Annotated in this window: 11 protein-coding genes; 7 read left to right on the forward strand and 4 right to left on the reverse strand. The window is 28.9% G+C overall.

What is annotated here, in order from left to right; all coding sequences use genetic code 11:
• Positions 1–9: 9 nt before the first annotated feature.
• Positions 10–1,338, reverse strand: a complete 1,329-nt coding sequence (purB, locus tag ACNSOS_RS06710; protein ID WP_418184673.1) for an adenylosuccinate lyase — start codon at positions 1,336–1,338, stop codon at positions 10–12.
• Between the two features lie 112 nt (positions 1,339–1,450).
• On the opposite strand from purB, the gene ACNSOS_RS06715 reads away from it, so the two are divergent.
• On the forward strand, positions 1,451–2,353 hold the full coding sequence (locus ACNSOS_RS06715) for an RluA family pseudouridine synthase (RefSeq protein WP_418184674.1): 903 nt from the start codon (positions 1,451–1,453) through the stop codon (positions 2,351–2,353).
• Between the two features lie 56 nt (positions 2,354–2,409).
• Here the strand turns inward: ACNSOS_RS06715 and ACNSOS_RS06720 are convergent, their stop codons facing one another.
• Complete coding sequence (locus ACNSOS_RS06720; protein WP_418184675.1) at positions 2,410–12,576, reverse strand: hypothetical protein; 10,167 nt, start codon at positions 12,574–12,576, stop codon at positions 2,410–2,412.
• A gap of 92 nt (positions 12,577–12,668) precedes the next feature.
• Positions 12,669–13,850 carry a YbfB/YjiJ family MFS transporter gene (locus ACNSOS_RS06725; RefSeq protein ID WP_418184676.1) on the reverse strand — a complete coding sequence of 394 codons (1,182 nt, stop codon included), beginning with the start codon at positions 13,848–13,850 and terminating at the stop codon, positions 12,669–12,671.
• Between the two features lie 94 nt (positions 13,851–13,944).
• Here ACNSOS_RS06725 and ACNSOS_RS06730 point away from each other — a divergent pair, with 94 nt between their 5' ends.
• On the forward strand, positions 13,945–14,775 hold the full coding sequence (locus ACNSOS_RS06730; RefSeq protein WP_418184677.1) for a LysR family transcriptional regulator: 831 nt from the start codon (positions 13,945–13,947) through the stop codon (positions 14,773–14,775).
• 164 nt (positions 14,776–14,939) lie between these two features.
• Here ACNSOS_RS06730 and ACNSOS_RS06735 read toward each other — a convergent pair whose 3' ends face one another.
• Positions 14,940–16,190 carry an MgtC/SapB family protein gene (locus ACNSOS_RS06735; protein ID WP_418184678.1) on the reverse strand — a complete coding sequence of 417 codons (1,251 nt, stop codon included), beginning with the start codon at positions 16,188–16,190 and terminating at the stop codon, positions 14,940–14,942.
• A 128-nt stretch (positions 16,191–16,318) separates the two neighbouring features.
• Between ACNSOS_RS06735 and ACNSOS_RS06740 the strand changes: the two genes are divergently transcribed.
• Genes ACNSOS_RS06740 through ACNSOS_RS06760 form a run of 5 tightly spaced genes read left to right on the forward strand, consistent with a single transcriptional unit; the run spans position 16,319 to position 19,791 of the window.
• On the forward strand, positions 16,319–17,101 hold the full coding sequence (locus tag ACNSOS_RS06740; RefSeq protein WP_418184679.1) for a TOBE domain-containing protein: 783 nt from the start codon (positions 16,319–16,321) through the stop codon (positions 17,099–17,101).
• An 8-nt stretch (positions 17,102–17,109) separates the two neighbouring features.
• A complete protein-coding gene (gene modA / locus ACNSOS_RS06745) occupies positions 17,110–17,856 on the forward strand; it encodes a molybdate ABC transporter substrate-binding protein (protein WP_418184680.1) in 747 nt (248 codons plus the stop codon).
• A gap of 2 nt (positions 17,857–17,858) precedes the next feature.
• Entirely contained in the window at positions 17,859–18,251 is a 393-nt protein-coding gene (locus tag ACNSOS_RS06750; RefSeq protein WP_418184681.1) for a TOBE domain-containing protein, read from the forward strand.
• Positions 18,244–18,936: a molybdate ABC transporter permease subunit gene (modB, locus tag ACNSOS_RS06755; protein ID WP_418184682.1), complete on the forward strand. Its 693-nt coding sequence runs from the start codon at positions 18,244–18,246 to the stop codon at positions 18,934–18,936. Before ACNSOS_RS06750 ends, modB begins: the two co-directional genes overlap by 8 nt.
• Positions 18,937–19,791, forward strand: coding sequence for an ABC transporter ATP-binding protein (locus ACNSOS_RS06760; protein ID WP_418184683.1), 855 nt, complete (start codon positions 18,937–18,939; stop codon positions 19,789–19,791).
• The last annotated feature ends 28 nt before the right edge of the window (positions 19,792–19,819 follow it).

A 19,819-nucleotide genomic window follows, 5' to 3' on the forward strand; every position in this document is an offset into this window, starting at 1 on the left:
GGATAACCTTTATTTAAAAACTCTTTTGAATATTGCATCTACATTTTTTGTATAATAATCAAAGTTAAAACAATCTCTTATTTGTTCTTCACTTAAACTATTTCTCAACTCATCATCTGCAAGTAAATATTGAAGATATAAAGACTCTCCTTTTTCATTTGTAGTTGATTTTCCTTTTTGTATCTCTTCCCAAACTTTCATAGCATTTCTTTGAACTATTCTATAAGCATCTTCTCTACTTACACCCTTTAATGGAAGTTCTAATAAAACTCTTTGAGAAAATACCAATCCACCTGTTAAATTTAGATTTTTCATCATATTTTCAGGCATAACAGTTAAATTTGCAATAACACTATTCATTCTATGAAGCATAAAATCAGTTGTGATAAAAGCATCTGGTAACCAAAATCTCTCTGTTGAAGAGTGGCTTATATCTCTTTCATGCCAAAGTGCCACATTTTCCATAGCAGGAATACAATAAGCTCTTATCATTCTAGCAAGTCCTGTTATATTTTCAGTTAAAATAGGGTTTCTTTTATGTGGCATTGCTGAACTTCCTTTTTGTCCAGCTGCAAAATACTCTTCAGCTTCATAAACCTCTGTTCTTTGTAAATGTCTTACTTGAACTGCAAATTTTTCTACACTTGAAGCTAAAAGTGCTAAAGAAGTAGCAAGTCTTGCATATCTATCTCTATGAATTACTTGATTACTACAAGGTTCAGGTTTAAGTCCAAGTTCAGCCATCGCATACTCTTCAAGTTCAAGTGGTGCATGAGCAAAATTTCCCATAGCACCTGAAATTTGTCCAACTGCAATAACTTCCATAGTATCTTCAAGATTTTTAAGATGTCGTGCAACTTCATCATACCAAACAGCTAAAGTCAAACCAAAAGTGATAGGCTCTCCGTGAATACCATGACTTCTTCCTACCATCAAAGTATATTTATGTTCATTTGCTCTTTTTTTGATACTTTCAAGTAGCATTTTCACATCATCAATGATGATATTTAAAGAGTCTCTCATTTGTAAAGCAACACCAGTATCAACAGCATCTGAACTTGTCATACCATAGTGGAACCATCTACTTTCTTCACCTAAACTTTCAGATACACTTGTGTTAAATGCTATTAAATCATGTTTTGTGATAGCCTCTATCTCTTCTATTCTCTCAACTGAGAATTTTGCATTTTCAACTATCTTTTTACAATCTTCATCAGGTATAAGCCCTAATTTATTCCAAGCTTTTACAGCCGCTTTTTCTACTTCAAGCCAAGCTGCATATCTTGCTTCTTGTGTCCATTTTGAGCTCATTTGCTCTCTAGCGTATCTTTCAACCATTGCTAACCTCATATAATCGTATTTCTATATTTTTTATTATAAAATTTCATAAAATTTAGTTTGTATTGTATCTAAAAGAACTAAAAGAAAATTAAAAACGTAAGGTTAGATTTTGCCATTCATTCTCAAAAAATTCAAAGCAATAAAAGATAAAAGAATACAGATTTTTTTAGTTAAAGATTTAAAATACTCACCCAAAATAGCACAAAAACTAACCTCCAAAGGAAGAGTTTTTGACGAAAATATGCAAGTAATAAATGCTGGAGAAACAATACCAACCGAATATATTTTTATAGCACTTTTTGAAGGTCAAACTAGGGGTTTAAAACCAATGTTAGAGTTTACTAATTTTGCTATTTTTGATAAACCTACAAATTTAATGGTTCATCCAATTTCAAAAAATACTCCTTATTCTTTACTTGATGAAATAAGATACCATTTTGGAGAAGATTCTAACTTGATTCATAGAATAGATGCTGAAACATCAGGGCTTGTAATAATAGGTAAAAATAAAAAAAGTGAAATTGAACTAAAAGATATGTTTCAAGAAAAAAAATATCACAAATCATATCTAGCAATAGCAACTGGAAAAATAGAAAATGAAATAACAATAGATAGGAATATAGACAAAGAAGGGCTTTTAATAGGTGTGAGAATGAAAGTTTGTGAAGATGAAAATGAAGGTAAAAAATCAGTAACCATCATAAAACCTCTAAAATACAACAAAGAAAAAGATTTAACACTTGTCGAAGCAATACCACTTACAGGAAGACAACATCAAATAAGAGTTCATCTTTATAGCATAGGTCATACCATTTTAGGTGATCCAATATATGGAATTGATGATGAAAATGCTGAAAATTATCTAAATAAAACTTTAAGCCGTGAAGATAGAATAAAAGTTACAAAATCGCATAGATTGTGGCTTCATGCGAACTATTTAGAATTTACATATAAAAACAATCAATATAAAATATTTTCTAAAAATCAAGATTTATATAAAGAATTTTTTTAAATAAAAAAAGGCAAGGCTAAAAACCTTACCTTTAAAAGTAGCATTTCAAGATGAAATTAGTTTGTAATTCCATCTGAAACTGGTTGCTCAACCTTAACTGTAACAGTAGTATCTCCAGTAGTATTTGACCATTCAGTGTATAATTTATTACCTTTATCATCATTAACTACATTTGATGACCATTCTTTTCCTATTTCATTTTTAAATGTAACTTTATCATCTGAATCTCCAAGAATTGTAAGATTAATATTATTTCCATCTTTTTTACCAATGCTTAAAACATCTTCAAGTGTAAGATTTAAAAGTTTATTTTCACCTTTTGCACTTAAATCTATTGTACTTACGCCTTTGATATCTCCATTTTCAATTTTAGAGAAATCTATATTTACTTCTTTTCCTAAAGTAAATTTACCATTTTCTACTGCATTTTTAGCAAAATCTACTTCCATAAAACCAGTTGCTGGTTTTTCCCTTGTACTATCAATACCATCTGTTGTCCAAGCTTTTATATCTACAGTAGTATCTTTATCATTTGTAAATTGGATATCGTTTATCTTGTCATATGCAATATCTTTAATTGTCCAAACTTTATTAGCAGAGTCATACTCAGATTCTACAATTCCACCATCTTTTAGTTTAAATTGTGCAAATGCTCCAAGACCTTTAAGCTCAAGATACATTTTTTCACTACCATCTAAATCTTTCATGTTTGCATTTAAATTTAAAGTTGTCCATTCAAATCCATTTACATTAGTTCCTGTTTTTGTAGGATCAATTGTAACACCATCCGCAACTTCTTTAACATATACAGATCCTGTGAGTTCTTTTGTAACTTTTGCTTCACCATCTTTTGCATTTATAGTTGCAGTAAATTCGATCTCTCCTCCTAAATGCTCTTTTCCTTTAAAGAATATTTCTGGTAAAGAACCATCACTATTAACAGGAACTAACCAAGAACCATCACCAACATTCATAGCTAAACTACTTCCATTTGAACCATGATAAACAGCAACTCCAGAAGCAACTTTGATAAGTACACTTTCAAATTTCTCTGATGGATCATATTTATCAACAGATAATTTAACACTTGCCATTTGTCCATCTTCAATACCATCTTGTACTTTCTCAACTTTAATTTCAGAAGAAACAACTGGTTGAACAGTAATAGATGCAGTTCCTGTTGAAGTTAATTCATTTGTTGCACCATTTTCTTTATTTAAAGCAACTACTTTTATTTCAACTGTTCCATGTCTATTCTCACCTGATTTATAAGTAAGATTTAAACTATCTCCTAATTTATAATCTGCAGGTAATTTATATTTTCCATCAACTAATTCTAATTTTGTATTTCCTAAATATAGTTCACCTTTTGAAGTTTCTTCTCCAGCTTCAAAGTGTTCATTAATAACTATATAAAAATCATTGATATTTGTAAACTCTTTATCTGAATTATTTGTAAGTTTAACATCAAAATTAAACTCACCATTTTCATTTATAGTTGTACTATCATTTGAAGTTATTTCTACAACCATAGTATCTGTAACAGGAGTTACAGGAACTTTTGCTATTACAGAATTTCCATCAATAGTTACAGTAATATCTAAAGTACCTTTATCTGTTGTATGGTTATTATTGTAATCTTTATTTGGAACAACTTTTAAACTTGATAAAACAGATTCAATATCAGCTCTATTTCCAGTAATTGTATAGTTTCCATTGGCATTTGGAGTTAAACCTTTGATTGTTGCATTTGTCGAATCTAATGTGAAATTTAACGTAACTCTTCCATCACTTCCACCATCAGCAACTACAACTTTGAATACATCCAAGAAATTAAACTCAGTATCTTCCGTTGCTTGATAAGGATTACCATCTTTTAGTTCAATACCTATACCTGAACCATTTCCACCACCAGTTCCATTGTGAGTTTTGTCAAGAGTTATTACAGTACTTGTTTGTTCTTCACTTGAACCTGCGGCATCTTGAGTATAAGCAGTAATTATAATATCTCTATGTTCAAAGTTTGCACCACTAGTTACATTAAATGTAATATTTTTAAAATCAGCATCATTTAATTTATAATTACTATCTTTTGGAATAATAGTATAAATACCATTATGCTGACTTACAGTAACTTTTCCATCTAGTTCAGGATCTCCAAAACTTATAGTAACACCTTGAGGAACTCCACTTATTACAATTTTTGTAATATTTTCACTTCCATCTTTATCTGCTGAAGTTACTTTAATAGGAATTTCTATAGTTTTTGCTTCTCCACTTATAACTTGTATATTAGTTTGTGTACCAGATTCAACTGTTATAGTTGGTTTATCTGTAACTGGTGTAATATTCAATGTATGTTTAAAATCATCTGTTTTTGTTGCTACATAATTTGAATTTGTAGCACCATAGTGACTATCTTCTACAGTATATTTACCTGTTATATCAAAGTTACCATGTTTATTTTCAGGAGCTTGCACATATATATTTTTTAGTTCAGCTTCTGTATAAGTTTTAGTAAAATCAGTTATTTCAGTATATATTCCATCCGCACCTTTTATAACTAATATATAATCTCCATTAGTTGGTTTATCTATAGTAACACTTACTAAAGATTCATCAGTATCACCATTTTGATGTGAAATTCCTAAATCAAGTTTATAATAACTTTTTCCATCAGCTGTTGATTCGGCTCCTATATCTTCAGCTTTTGTAGTATTTGAATTAAATTCAGCATCAACTGTTGGTTTTACAAATATACTTACGCTATCAGTTGATGTTTTACTATCGAAAGTTTTACTTGGATTATTTGCTTCTTTACCTGCTTCAGTAGTTATATAATCAATTTTAAAGTTTAACTCTCCACTATAATTTGGTGGAGTAACTATCTTAATATTTGGAATATCACTAGCTTTGAAAATATATTGACCATTAATTAAAGTTACACTTCCCTCTAAAGTAATACCTGCTGGTAAATCTTTGATAACAATAGTTAAATCTTCACTTGCACTATCATAAGAAGCAAGTTTTGTAGAATCTTTAAATATCGAGTCTAATTTAATTTCTTTATCTTCTTCTGCTACTAAGTTATATTTTTTCTCAGTATTATCAGCTAGAACTAAAACTTGCTCGTTATACTCATTTCCTTCAACACTATCAGCTAAATCTTTTACAACTACAACAATATCTTTTGTAGTAGCAACTTCTTGAGTATTTTTTACTTCTTGACCATCTATTATTGCAGTATCAACTGTTTTAGCTTCAACACCAAGTTTGAAATCACCATGTGCATTGTGTGGTGGAATGAATTTTATAACAGGTTGGTTATCGTTAGTATTTCCACTAATATCTACTGAATTTGATGTTGGAGGTGTTATAGTAACATCTCCTTTATTAGCTGTTATATTACCATCTGTATAAGCAGATTTTGTACCATCAGCATTCCAAATTTCTAATGTAGAATTTCCATCATTATCAAAACTTACAAGAACATCTTTACCTGTAATTGGATCTTTTATAAATAATGCTCCACCATTTGGAATATTTTTAATTTTTAATTCAAATTTTTCACTTCCGTCCGTATCAGTTGATGTAACTTTAATATTTAAAGGAATACCATCTTGTGGATTTGTGATAGTTCCATCTTTTGCAGATGTATTTCCACCAACTCTTCCAGAATCTTCATCTCCAATAGATTGTCCAACTTGTATTGTAGCATCATCAGCAACTGGGTTTACATTTACTTTGAAATCAACTTCAGCAGTTTTTACTTCTCCCCAATTTGCTTCATTTTCTGAAGTTTTTCCATCAGATTTAAAACCTTTATCTATAACACTTAAAGTAATTTTTGCATTTACTGTTCCAGAGAAGTTTTCATCAAATTTCATAGAGAAATTAGGGTCTTCTTTTGTATTATCAGGGAATGGAATAGTAATAGTATATAACTCATTAACATTTTTTGTAATATGACTAGGTAATGTTCCATCTGCATTTAGTTTTACTTCAAAAGTTTTACCATCTAAAGTTATAACTGTACCTAATGGAATATCAGAGATTATATATGTTCGTTTTTCACTACCATCTAAATCCCCACCTTTTCCTTGATGTCCATCTTCTTTTGAAGTACCACTTGTTTGAGAAAGAAGTGCTTTTAAATCAATAGCTTTATTTCCTTCTTTTATATCATTATATGTAAATGTTTTTTTATCATCTGATATAGTTCCTAAAACTTCTCCATTTACATCAGTAGCATTATCAAATTTCAACTCAATATCATCAGTCACTGGTTTAATAACCACTGTCATGCTTTTCGTTGTTGTTTTAGATAAATTAGAATTATTTTTATCTTCATAAGTAGAATCACTTGCATTTAAAGGTTTTCTACTATCATCAACTTCATAAGATGTTACACTGATTTTTATAGCTATATCTGTGTCATTATCTTCTGCATGTTGGATTTTTAATCCTTCATATTCTGCCTTTGTAAGATAAATTACTCCATCTTGTCCTAACTTCACATCTGAATGATGATAAGTTTTATCTACATTTCCATTTTCATCTACTATTACAATTTTTATAGTTTTATTTACTGAATTTATAGTTGCTAATTCTGTTCCGTCTGCTTTAAATATTTTTGCACCAGTACCATCATTATTTTTTAATTTATCTCCATTTGTAAATGTAAGAGTTATCTCTCCATTTCTTTCTGGGTGATCACCAGTAGCATTATTTTTATCTGTTTGATCTTTTGATAAACTTGGTACTTTAAGTTCTAAAGCTACTTTATTTGTACCTTCTTTTGTGTTTCCATCATCTTCTGTAGTTTCTACATTTTTAACAGTGATAGTCGGTGCATCAGCTACTGGTTTTACTTTAATATTTATAGTTCCTTCAGCATAATCTCCATCTGTATCATAAACTTTATATTTGAAGTTTGGTAAGTTATCATTTGTATATTTACTATAATCTTCAACTGGTTTAAACTCTAATTTTCCATCACCTTTATTTGTAAGTGTTCCGATTTTTTGACCATTTTCTAAAATATCAATAGAAGTTGCTCCATTTGTAGGTAAAGTCGTCAAAGTTTTATATGTAGTTCCACCATCATTACTGATTTCAATAGTATTTCCTTTGAAACCTTCATCACTTAAAACAAAAGTGTAAGCTCCATTTGTTTGTCCGTTATTATCTTCATAAATTGTAAGTGTATTTTCCCCTGCAATAGGTGTTGAATCATTTACAGTTACTTTGAATTTTTGTACTTTACTTGTTGAATCTTGATCTGTTATTTTGAATCCAAATTCAAAAGTGATGTTATCATCATTAATAGAATTTGTTGCATCTCCTGCTACTGGATGATCAATATTTTTATATTGAGTATATTTATAATCTCCAGTGTACTTACCATTAGTATCTTTTTCTAAAGTTATTTCAAATACTTTATTTGTATTAGCGTCAGTACCAATATATGCTACTATTTTGTCAGCTCCAACTAATTTATATTTTATTTCATTTCCATCTGATGTTAAAGTAGTTGAACCATCTTCATATTTAAAGTCTTCTAATGTACTAGGATTTGCCCCTTCTTCTGGTCTACCTTTTTGAACTGTTACTATAGGATTTGAAGAGCTATCACTTTCAAAAGATAATTTAAAATCTGTCTCCCCATTTTTGATAATCCCTAAATCTCCCTTTGTATGTCCAGTTTTACCATCAAGGTTACTGATATTTTTTGTAGTATATTCAGAAGATGAGTCTGTGTTATTAAAATCATTTTTATAGAAATTATCTTCATCTACATAAGCATTTTTAGGAGTACCTAAAGTAACACCATCTTTTATTTCTGTTGTTACTTTATTCTCTTCACCTGCTTTTGTTTTATCAAATACAAGGTTTTCAAATTCAGTTGAATCTATTTCACTAATACTTAAATCAAATGTTTCATTACCTTCTGCTGTAAAATCATCTTTTGTTTGGATAGTAAACTGTGTAGATGAACTACCTTTAGGAATAGAAATAGTTAATTCTTGATTAATATTGTCAAAACCTGTAATTTCTGTTGATCCATTTGAACCAAAAAACTTTAATAAATCATCTAAAGAAGCACCTTTTGTATCTGCACCTTTAAATTTAATAGTTACATTTGTATCTGATGATACTGTTACTACTTTACCATCTTTATCTACAAGTTTAACGCTATATGTAACTTTATTACCTTCTATAACTGAAGATTTATCTGATGTGATTACTGCCCAAACTGTATCTTCTAGTCCATAAACTGTTCCATCAACACCACCTTTATCATCAACTGCATGATTTTTTGTAGCTTGATTGTCAATAATTGTAGTTGTTACGGGATCCTTATCTGTAACTACATTCTCATACACTGCACCTGTTGTTGGATGCTCATATGATTTATCTGTAATACTGATTGTATATTTTTCAGTATCTTCATCTTCAGCATAATAGTCATCTAATGTTTCTACTTTTATAACTTTACCTAATTCAACAGTTTCATTTATAGATTTATAGTCATTTGAATCAGCACCAGCATCTTTAGTTGCAATTTTTACTGTTCCACTTTGAATATCTAATTTTGTATTATCATTAAATTTAGTTGTATTTGGTTCAAATGCCAATACTACATAATACGCATTATCTCCCTCTGGAACTTCATTTACTGTTAAATATTCTCCATTTGCATCTTTGATTGGATTCCCATTCTCATCTGCTGCTACTATTTTTAAAACTACTTGTTCTTGTGTTTTCTCAACTTTATTATCATCTGGATTATTTGGTGTATTATCTGTATCATCTTTTATTGTTGTTGTTACTGGATCTTTATCTGTAACTACATTCTCATACACTGCACCTGTTGTTGGATGCTCATATGACTTATCTGTAATTTTTATCTCATATTGTTCACCATTATCTGCTTTCCAATCATCTAATGTTTCTACAGATATCACTTTCCCTAATTCAACTTTTTGAGTTTTTGAAACATAATCTTGTGTTCCATCTTCTTTTGTTTGTGTTGTTGTTCCAGTTGCATCTTTATCAAATGTTTTTACTTCTACTGTTCCACTTTGAATATCTAATTTTGTATTATCATTAAATTTAGTTGTATTTGGTTCAAATGCCAATACTACATAATACGCATTATCTCCCTCTGGAACTTCATTTACTGTTAAATATTCTCCATTTGCATCTTTGATTGGATTCCCATTCTCATCTGCTGCTACTATTTTTAAAACTACTTGTTCTTGTGTTTTCTCAACTTTATTATCATCTGGATTATTTGGTGTATTATCTGTATCATCTTTTATTGTTGTTGTTACTGGATCTTTATCTGTAACTACATTCTCATACACTGCACCTGTTGTTGGATGCTCATATGACTTATCTGTAATTTTTATCTCATATTGTTCACCATTATCTGCTTTCCAATCATCTAATGTTTCTACAGATATCACTTTCCCTAATTCAACTTTTTGAGTTTTTGAAACATAATCTTGTGTTCCATCTTCTTTTGTTTGTGTTGTTGTTCCAGTTGCATCTTTATCAAATGTTTTTACTTCTACTGTTCCACTTTGAATATCTAATTTTGTATTATCATTAAATTTAGTTGTATTTGGTTCAAATGCCAATACTACATAATACGCATTATCTCCCTCTGGAACTTCATTTACTGTTAAATATTCTCCATTTGCATCTTTGATTGGATTCCCATTCTCATCTGCTGCTACTATTTTTAAAACTACTTGTTCTTGTGTTTTCTCAACTTTATTATCATCTGGATTATTTGGTGTATTATCTGTATCATCTTTTATTGTTGTTGTTACTGGATCTTTATCTGTAACTACATTCTCATACACTGCACCTGTTGTTGGATGCTCATATGACTTATCTGTAATTTTTATCTCATATTGTTCACCATTATCTGCTTTCCAATCATCTAATGTTTCTACAGATATCACTTTCCCTAATTCAACTTTTTGAGTTTTTGAAACATAATCTTGTGTTCCATCTTCTTTTGTTTGTGTTGTTGTTCCAGTTGCATCTTTATCAAATGTTTTTACTTCTACTGTTCCACTTTGAATATCTAATTTTGTATTATCATTAAATTTAGTTGTATTTGGTTCAAATGCCAATACTACATAATACGCATTATCTCCCTCTGGAACTTCATTTACTGTTAAATATTCTCCATTTGCATCTTTGATTGGATTCCCATTCTCATCTGCTGCTACTATTTTTAAAACTACTTGTTCTTGTGTTTTCTCAACTTTATTATCATCTGGATTATTTGGTGTATTATCTGTATCATCTTTTATTGTTGTTGTTACTGGATCTTTATCTGTAACTACATTCTCATACACTGCACCTGTTGTTGGATGCTCATATGACTTATCTGTAATTTTTATCTCATATTGTTCACCATTATCTGCTTTCCAATCATCTAATGTTTCTACAGATATCACTTTCCCTAATTCAACTTTTTGAGTTTTTGAAACATAATCTTGTGTTCCATCTTCTTTTGTTTGTGTTGTTGTTCCAGTTGCATCTTTATCAAATGTTTTTACTTCTACTGTTCCACTTTGAATATCTAATTTTGTATTATCATTAAATTTAGTTGTATTTGGTTCAAATGCCAATACTACATAATACGCATTATCTCCCTCTGGAACTTCATTTACTGTTAAATATTCTCCATTTGCATCTTTGATTGGATTCCCATTCTCATCTGCTGCTACTATTTTTAAAACTACTTGTTCTTGTGTTTTCTCAACTTTATTATCATCTGGATTATTTGGTGTATTATCTGTATCATCTTTTATTGTTGTTGTTACTGGATCTTTATCTGTAACTACATTCTCATACACTGCACCTGTTGTTGGATGCTCATATGACTTATCTGTAATTTTTATCTCATATTGTTCACCATTATCTGCTTTCCAATCATCTAATGTTTCTACAGATATCACTTTCCCTAATTCAACTTTTTGAGTTTTTGAAACATAATCTTGTGTTCCATCTTCTTTTGTTTGTGTTGTTGTTCCAGTTGCATCTTTATCAAATGTTTTTACTTCTACTGTTCCACTTTGAATATCTAATTTTGTATTATCATTAAATTTAGTTGTATTTGGTTCAAATGCCAATACTACATAATACGCATTATCTCCCTCTGGAACTTCATTTACTGTTAAATATTCTCCATTTGCATCTTTGATTGGATTCCCATTCTCATCTGCTGCTACTATTTTTAAAACTACTTGTTCCATATCAGATTCAACATTACTATCTTCATTTGGATTTGTTGTTGTATTATCTAATATTGTTGTATCTACGTTTGTTTTTTGTCCGTTCACATCTCCAGTTCTCATATCAAAATGAGTTGAGTTATTTCCTGTGATTTCTAAATTGTAAATTTCACCATTATCTGCTAAATAGTCATCTATTGTTTTTATATTAAATGTAGTTTCGCTTGTTCCTGCTTTGATCACTACTTCTATTACATTGTTATTGTTATATTCTGTATCGCCATCTTGAGTTGTTTTATTTGTATATCTTACATAGATTATTGTATCTTGAGTTGCTATTACTGGATTTCCTGCAGCATCTACTAGTTTTACTACATATTGAGCTTCATCACCTTCATTTACAACTCCTAAACCTTCAATTATAGTATAAACAGGAGGCAAGATAAAAATATTATCTGGTGCATCTTCGATTTGATTATCAGCTCCACCATTCCATGAAGCTTCTCTTAAATCACTAATAACATCTGTTGCATCTCCATCTCTAGCATTAAATTTAGATCTTAATGCTCCACCATCTTGACTCTCTTCATTTCCAGCATTTGTAGCTTGTTCAGTTACATCACCAGCTGCTGTTTCCATATTGTCTATATTTTCTTGTGCTTTATTCCATGCACTTAAAGTTTCATCAACAGCTTTTTTATCAAAAGCTACCTCTTCATTTCCAAAAGATATAGTAGTTAAAGATGAATCAAATAATTGATTATTATCTTGATTTACAACTACTACATCATTTCCTGATAGTTCAATAGCGATATTTGCCAAAGATAAGTTTGTTTTATCTCCAAAAACTACATCATTTTTTGCTATTGTATCGCCGATTTTAAGTTCTCTTACAGCTCCTGAAGAATCTTTTACATAAAATTTACCTTCAGTGATTGATTTTACTGTTCCTAATACTTCCATTAGTATCTCCTTAAAAATAATATACTAGATTATATCAAATTATTTAAGGAGTATGTATCACCCGCGGGGGTGATATTTGGCATAAATTTAGCTTAAATTTTCTCTTTTTCAAACTTTTTAGCTATAAAAAGTAAAAATACTCCTCCTAAAACTATCAAAGCTGTTAAATATAGAGCATAATCATAATTGCCATATTTTTCAATAAAATATATACTATAAAGAGGTGCGATAACCTGTCCTATACCATAAGAAGTCGTTAAAGCACCCATCAAAACAACTGGATTCCCCTTTGAAAGTTGCCCACCCAAATTCATAAAAAGTGCAACAAGCCCTATAAAAGTTCCACCATACAAAACTCCACTTAATAAATTTAAATAAATATTTGTTGTAAAAGCAGGGATTAAAATCCCTATAGCTTGTAAAAGTAGGGCTATGATGATGATATTTACACTTCCGTATTTATGAGCCAATCTCATCCAAATAATACAAGATGGAATTCCAGCAATACCAACTAAAGTCCAAGTCAAACTTCCATATCCTTCAAGTCCAGCAAGATTGTTTATAATATCTGGTAAAAATGTAGCTTGAACAACAAATCCTACACCTTCAGCAAAATATGCCATAATCAAAAGAATAACAAATGGAGTAAAAATAGTAAAATCAAATTTCTGTTTTATTTGAGCTTGTTTTACTTCTTTATCAAAAGATAAAATATACATTGCATAAAAAGATAAAACAATAGCATATATACAAAGTACACTCCAAGCATCTTCCCAAGTATAACCCAAACTTAAAACATATCTTGCTATTAAATCAGTAGTCAAAATAGAAAATCCTATTCCACTAAAATGTATTCCCATCGCTTTTGTTTTACTCTCGATTTTGAGTTTTTGCATAACAATTGCAGATCCTACAACCAAACACATAGCTCCTGCAAATCCACCTAAAACTCTTCCTATCATCCAAAGTGTATCATCTTTACTATAAGCTAAAATAAAAGTTGTAACAATAGCTAAAACTATTCCAAATCTATAAAAATATACTTTGATATTTATGTTTTTTATAAATACCGAAAATATAGAACCAGCTAAATATCCAGCAAAATTTAGAGAAGCTAAAATCCCTACAAATTTAATAGTTAAATACTCATCTATCATAAGAGGGATAAGCCCAGTAAAAGCAAATCGTGCAACGCCTATACCTATGATAATTGAAAATATACCAGCAATTAAAATCGCTAAATTATCATTTCTATCGAATAATCTTCTTAACATAAAACTCTCTTCCTTAGTTTTTTGGCTATCATATCACTAAAGATTATTCTATGTCAAATAATCAATAATGATAGATGATATAAGGAAAAATGATATGGATTTAAATTTATTAAAAGTTTTTGTAAGTGTTTCAAATAATAAAAGTATATCGATAGCTTCAAATGAGTTAAAATGTAGCCAATCAAATGTAACTTCAAGAATAAAACAACTTGAAAAAATATTGAATTTAGAGCTTTTTCATAGAGTTCCAAAGGGTGTTATATTAACTTCAAGTGGAGAGAAGTTTTATCCACAAGCTTTAGAAATAATACATAAAATGGAAAGTTCTATTGCTAGTTTAACTGAAGATAAGAATATAAGTTCTCTAAAAATTGGTTCAACTGATTGCAATGCAGTTGTACGAATTTCACCATTTTTAATACAACTTCACAAAGATTTTCCAAAAATGCAACTAGAACTTTTTACAGGGACTACAAAAGATATTATGCAATTAATCTTAGATTATAAAGTTGATATAGCTTTTATTAGTGGTGAGCCAAGAAATGATAGTTTAATAATATTAAAAAAATTTGAAGAAGAGATAGCTATTTTAGAACCTTATGAAGAAAATACTCCAAATGTAGCTTTAAGTTTTAAAGATGGTTGCGTTTATGATGAATTTTTAAAAGATTATTACAAACAAAAAAATATATATGTTGAAAAAACTTTACCTTTTGGAAACTTAGAAACTATTCTTTCGTGTATAAAAGTGGGTATGGGCAAATCTTTACTTCCAACAAGTATAGTTAAAAAAATGGGTTATGATAAAGATATCAAAATAACAGTTTTACCAAAAAATGAAGCTAATATTCCAACTTGCTTGATTTGTAGAAAAGATAATATTCCAAAAATTAGTGATTATTTAAAAGAAATGCAGATTAATTAATAAGCGATGAGTATAGTGTTTTAGTTAAACTTCTGCTGTAAGTTTTATACTCATCGGTTATCAATCTTTTTGTTTTTGGATTATATCAGAAATTTTTTTTATTTGTATATATTTTAAAATCTTATAATTAAAAATTTGCAAAAGTGTAACCATATGTAGGAAAATTATAAAATTAATCCTACAAATATTGTTAAAATACCTAAAATCATCAAACAAATTGAACTTGAAATTGCTTTTTTCTTTCCAAACCAAACTGTATATAAAGCTTTTAGTATATTATTACTTCCAGCAGCAATAATAATCGCTCCTGCAATTGATAAACTATCAATATTATAATTTCCAGCTAATAAAGATAAAATAAACGGGTCAATATCTGTAAATCCAATTATTACAGAAAGGATATTAAGCCCTGTTGTACCAAAACTATTAACTACTAAATTTGTAATAAGCATAGTCACAACAAACAAAAAGGCAAACACGAATGCTGTTCCTAATTCTAAGGGGTTTGAATCTTCTAATTCAACATTATTATTTACTATATGAGAACCTTTTTTATAGTAAATACCAACTATTAGCAAACAAATAACTGCAAATGCTAAAAATGGATAAACAATGATTTTAAAAACTTCCATATTAAAAATAGCTGCAATTACACTAAGTCTAAGATACATCATTAAAGTTGCACTTACAACAGAAGCTGTAAACATATCACTATTTTCTAAGCATTGAGATTTTTTTGATAAAACAACTGTTGTTGCTGTTGAAGAGTAAAGTCCTCCTAAAACTCCTGTTAAAAGTAAACCTTTTGAAGGGAAAATATATTTCTGAACTATATAACTTAAATAAGAAATAGTTGATATTACTACAACTGTAAGCCAAATTTTATATAAAGAAATTCCAAGATAAGGTATAGTTGTATCTTTTGGGAGAAGTGGCAAAACAACTGCTGAAAGAAGAATAATCTTTCCTAAAGTCTCTAATTCATAGATATTTATTTTTAGTTTGAAATTGAACAATTTATTTTTTGCATTCAGTAAAAATATTATTACAACAAAAATTAAAGAAGCCAACCAAAATGGAAAAATATCTATTAATGCACCAAAACTATATACAATCATAGCAACTAGAAAAAGTACTATACTATTTTTCTTATTTTCAAGGAGTTTATTAAAAAGCATAGTATAAAGAACTGTTATTGATATAAATCCTGATATAAAAATGAAGAAATTATTTGGTTCTAATATATAAAATATAAATCCTACAATACCTATAAAAGTGTAAGTTCTGGTTGTTCCAAAAAATGTTTTTATATCATTTTCATGAAATTTTAATCCATAAGCTTTAACTTCTAACCCTATTAAGAAACTAAAAACTGTTGTTGCAATAAAATCTATTAAAAGTTCATTGATTTCCATTTGTGTATCCTTAGTAAAACTTTGTAATAATATCATATTAATTTTGATTTAAATCAATATTTATTAAGATATATAACGATACTATTTGCCTACGTTATATATCTCAAAATATAACAAAAGGATTATATATGCCAATATCATCTAATTTGACTTTAGAAATTTTGAATCAACCTTTTTTGCTTGAAAAAAGAATTGAACTACTTATGGCTATAAAAAAAACTGGTTCGATAAACAAAGCAGCAAAAGAAGTCCCGATGAGCTATAAAGGTGCATGGGAAGCTATTGAAGCTATGAATAATTTATCAACAACTCCAATAGTTTTAAGAGAAACTGGTGGAGCAGGTGGCGGTGGAACAACTCTTACAAAGTATGGAGAAAATCTTTTAGAAACATATTTTTTACTAAAAGAAGAGCAAAAAAAGTTTATTGAAAATCTAAATCGAATTACTGATTTGAATACTGGAACTTTAAAAACTATAAGGAGGTTATCTATGCAAATTAGTGCAAGAAATCAAATAATCGGTGTAGTTGATAATATCTCACTAGGAGCTGTAAACGCTGAAATAGAGATAAAACTAAAAAGTGGAAACTCAATAGTTTCTATTATAACAAATAATTCTGTTGAGAATTTAGGGCTTAAAATTGGAGATGAAGTTATTGCAGTGATAAAATCTAGCAATGTTTTATTATCAACTCAAAGTGATTTAAAACTTAGTGCAAGAAACTCTTTAAAAGGTACTATTGAAGATATAAGTTTAGGTGCAGTTAATGCAGAAGTTGTAATAAATATCGGAGATAAAGATAAGATAGTTGCCGTTGTAACTGCAAATTCTGTTTCTAATATGAAATTAGAAATTGGAACAAAAGTTGATGCTATTATAAAAGCATCTGATATTATGATAGGAAGATAGGAGATAGTATGAAAAAGATTATTTTAGGATTAGCACTATTATGTTCATCTGTTTTTGCTGGAACAGTTAATATCGCAGTTGCTGCAAATGTTAGCTATGCAATAAATAATTTAATAGCAGAATTTAACAAAACAAATCCAAACACAAAAATAGAAGTAGTTCTTGGAGCTAGTGGAAAATTCACAGCTCAAATTCAAAATGGTGCACCATTTGATATTTTTATGAGTGCTGATATGAAATTCCCTGAAACTTTATATAAAGAGAATTTAACAGCAACTAAGCCTGTTGTTTATGCTCAAGGAAGCTTAGCAATATTAAGTGCAAAACCACTAGATTTCTCAAAAGGAATAGAAATAGTTTCAAATGACACTATCAAAAGAGTTGCGATTGCAAATCCAAAAACTGCTCCTTATGGAACTGCTGCTATTGAAGCACTGAAAAATGCAAATATTTTAGAGAAAAATGAAAGTAAATTTGTTTATGCTGAATCAATTTCTCAAGCTGTAACATATGCTTTAACTGCTGCTGATGTTGGATTTATCGCTAAATCTTTATTGTATGAAGATAAAATGGCTCAATATAAAGAAAATGTTCATTGGGTAAGTGTTGATCCAAAACTTTATACTCCAATTGATCAAGGAATAGTAGTTTTAAATAAAGCAAAAGATAATGCCGAAGCTAAAGCTTTTTATGATTTTATCTTAAGTTCTAAAGCAAAAGAGATATTTAAAAATTTTGGTTATTTGGTAAAATAAATATGATTGCAAGAGTAAAAAGTATTCAAAACAAAGACAATTTGAATATAGTAGAATTTGATTTTCATAATAACACTTTTAAAATGATGAGTTTAGATTTAAGTAGCAATTTACAAATAGGCTCAAAAGTTGAACTTCTTGTAAAACCTACAAATATTGTAATATCTAAAAATCATATAGAAAATATTAGTCTATCAAATCAAGCTCTTGCAATAATTACTGATATACAAAATGGTGAACTTCTAAGTAGTATCAAACTAAAAATAGAAGATACTACTTTAGAAAGCATTATCACAAAAGAGTCTTCAATAAGACTAAACTTAAAAAAAGATGATGAAATAAATATCTTGATAAAAGCTAGTGATTTATCTATAAATAGGGTTTTAAATGATTGATTATTTACTAAATGTTGATTATGCACCTTTTATGCTATCTTTCAAATTAGCATTTATTACGACTTTGATTTTGTTTGTGTTATGTATGCCACTTGCTTGGTATTTATCTCAAACAAAGTCAAAATTTAAACCAATTTTGGAATCGCTTTGTACAATGCCATTGGTTGTTCCTCCAACTGTTTTAGGTTTTTATCTTCTTTGGGGATTATCTCACAACTCTCCAATAGGGCAATTTTTTGAGAACTATTTTGGGATAAAACTTGTATTTAATTTTTATGGAATTATCATAGCAAGTTGTATTTATAGTCTTCCTTTTATGGTTCAACCTCTTCAAAGTGGATTTGAAAGTTTAAATAAAAATATGCTTGAAGCTAGTTATATAAGTGGAAAAAGCAAATTTACAACTGTTTTAAGAGTTGCATTACCAAATATCAAACCATCACTTTTAACAGCACTTATTATAACTTTTGCACATACTGTTGGTGAGTTTGGAGTAGTTTTGATGATTGGTGGAAGTATTCCAAATGAAACAAGAGTTGCAGCTATTGCAATATATGAATTTGTTGAAGTATTGGACTACAAAGATGCTCATATTTATAGTTTGATTATGATTATAATGAGTTTTTTAACTCTTCTTGCAGTTTATGTTTTCAATGGTAATCAAAAAAAAGATAGGTTTTTTTAGATGATAAAGCTAGATATAAAAAAAGAGCTTCATGGGAGTTCTGGAAAAATGCTTTTAGAAGTAGATTTAAATATAAATAGTGGTGAATTTATAGCTTTAAGTGGGGTAAGTGGAAGTGGAAAAACAACTATTTTACGAACTTTAGCTGGACTTGAAGAAGCAAATGGAGAAATAATTGTAGATAATGAAATTTGGTTAAATGATAAAATATCAAAACCTATTCAAAAAAGAGATATAGGATTTGTTTTTCAAGATTATGCACTTTTTCCAAATCTTTGTGTTATTGATAATTTACTTTATGTTACAAAAGATAAAGAGTTAGCAAAACATCTTTTAAATCTTACAGATATGTATGAACTAAAAAATAGATATCCAAATAGCTTAAGCGGTGGACAAAAACAAAGAGTGAGTTTATGTAGAGCTTTGATGAAAAGACCAAAATTGCTACTTTTAGATGAACCACTTTCAGCTTTAGACCCATCAATGAGAGTAAAACTTCAAAATGATATTTTAACTTTACATAAAGAGTTCAATACAACTTCTATTATGGTAAGTCATGACCCAAGTGAAATGTATAAATTAGCATCAAGAGTTTTGGTTATGAGTAATGGACAAATAGTTGAAGATGGCTTACCAAAAGATATTTTATTAAAAACAAAAGGTAGTCAAAAATTTAGCTTTGAAGGTGAACTTTTGGATATAAAAAAAGTAGATGTTATAAATGTAGCAATCATAGCTATTGGACAACAAATTGTAGAAGTTGTAATAAGTGAAAATGAAGCACAAAATTTAGAAATTGGTCAAATAGTAAATGTAAGCACAAAAGCATTTACTCCAAATTTACAAGGAGTATAATTTTTTTTAATAATCGTTATATACAAAA

Origin of the sequence: Aliarcobacter vitoriensis (assembly GCF_048320235.1) — a bacterium.
In the GTDB taxonomy this organism is placed as follows: domain Bacteria; phylum Campylobacterota; class Campylobacteria; order Campylobacterales; family Arcobacteraceae; genus Aliarcobacter; species Aliarcobacter vitoriensis.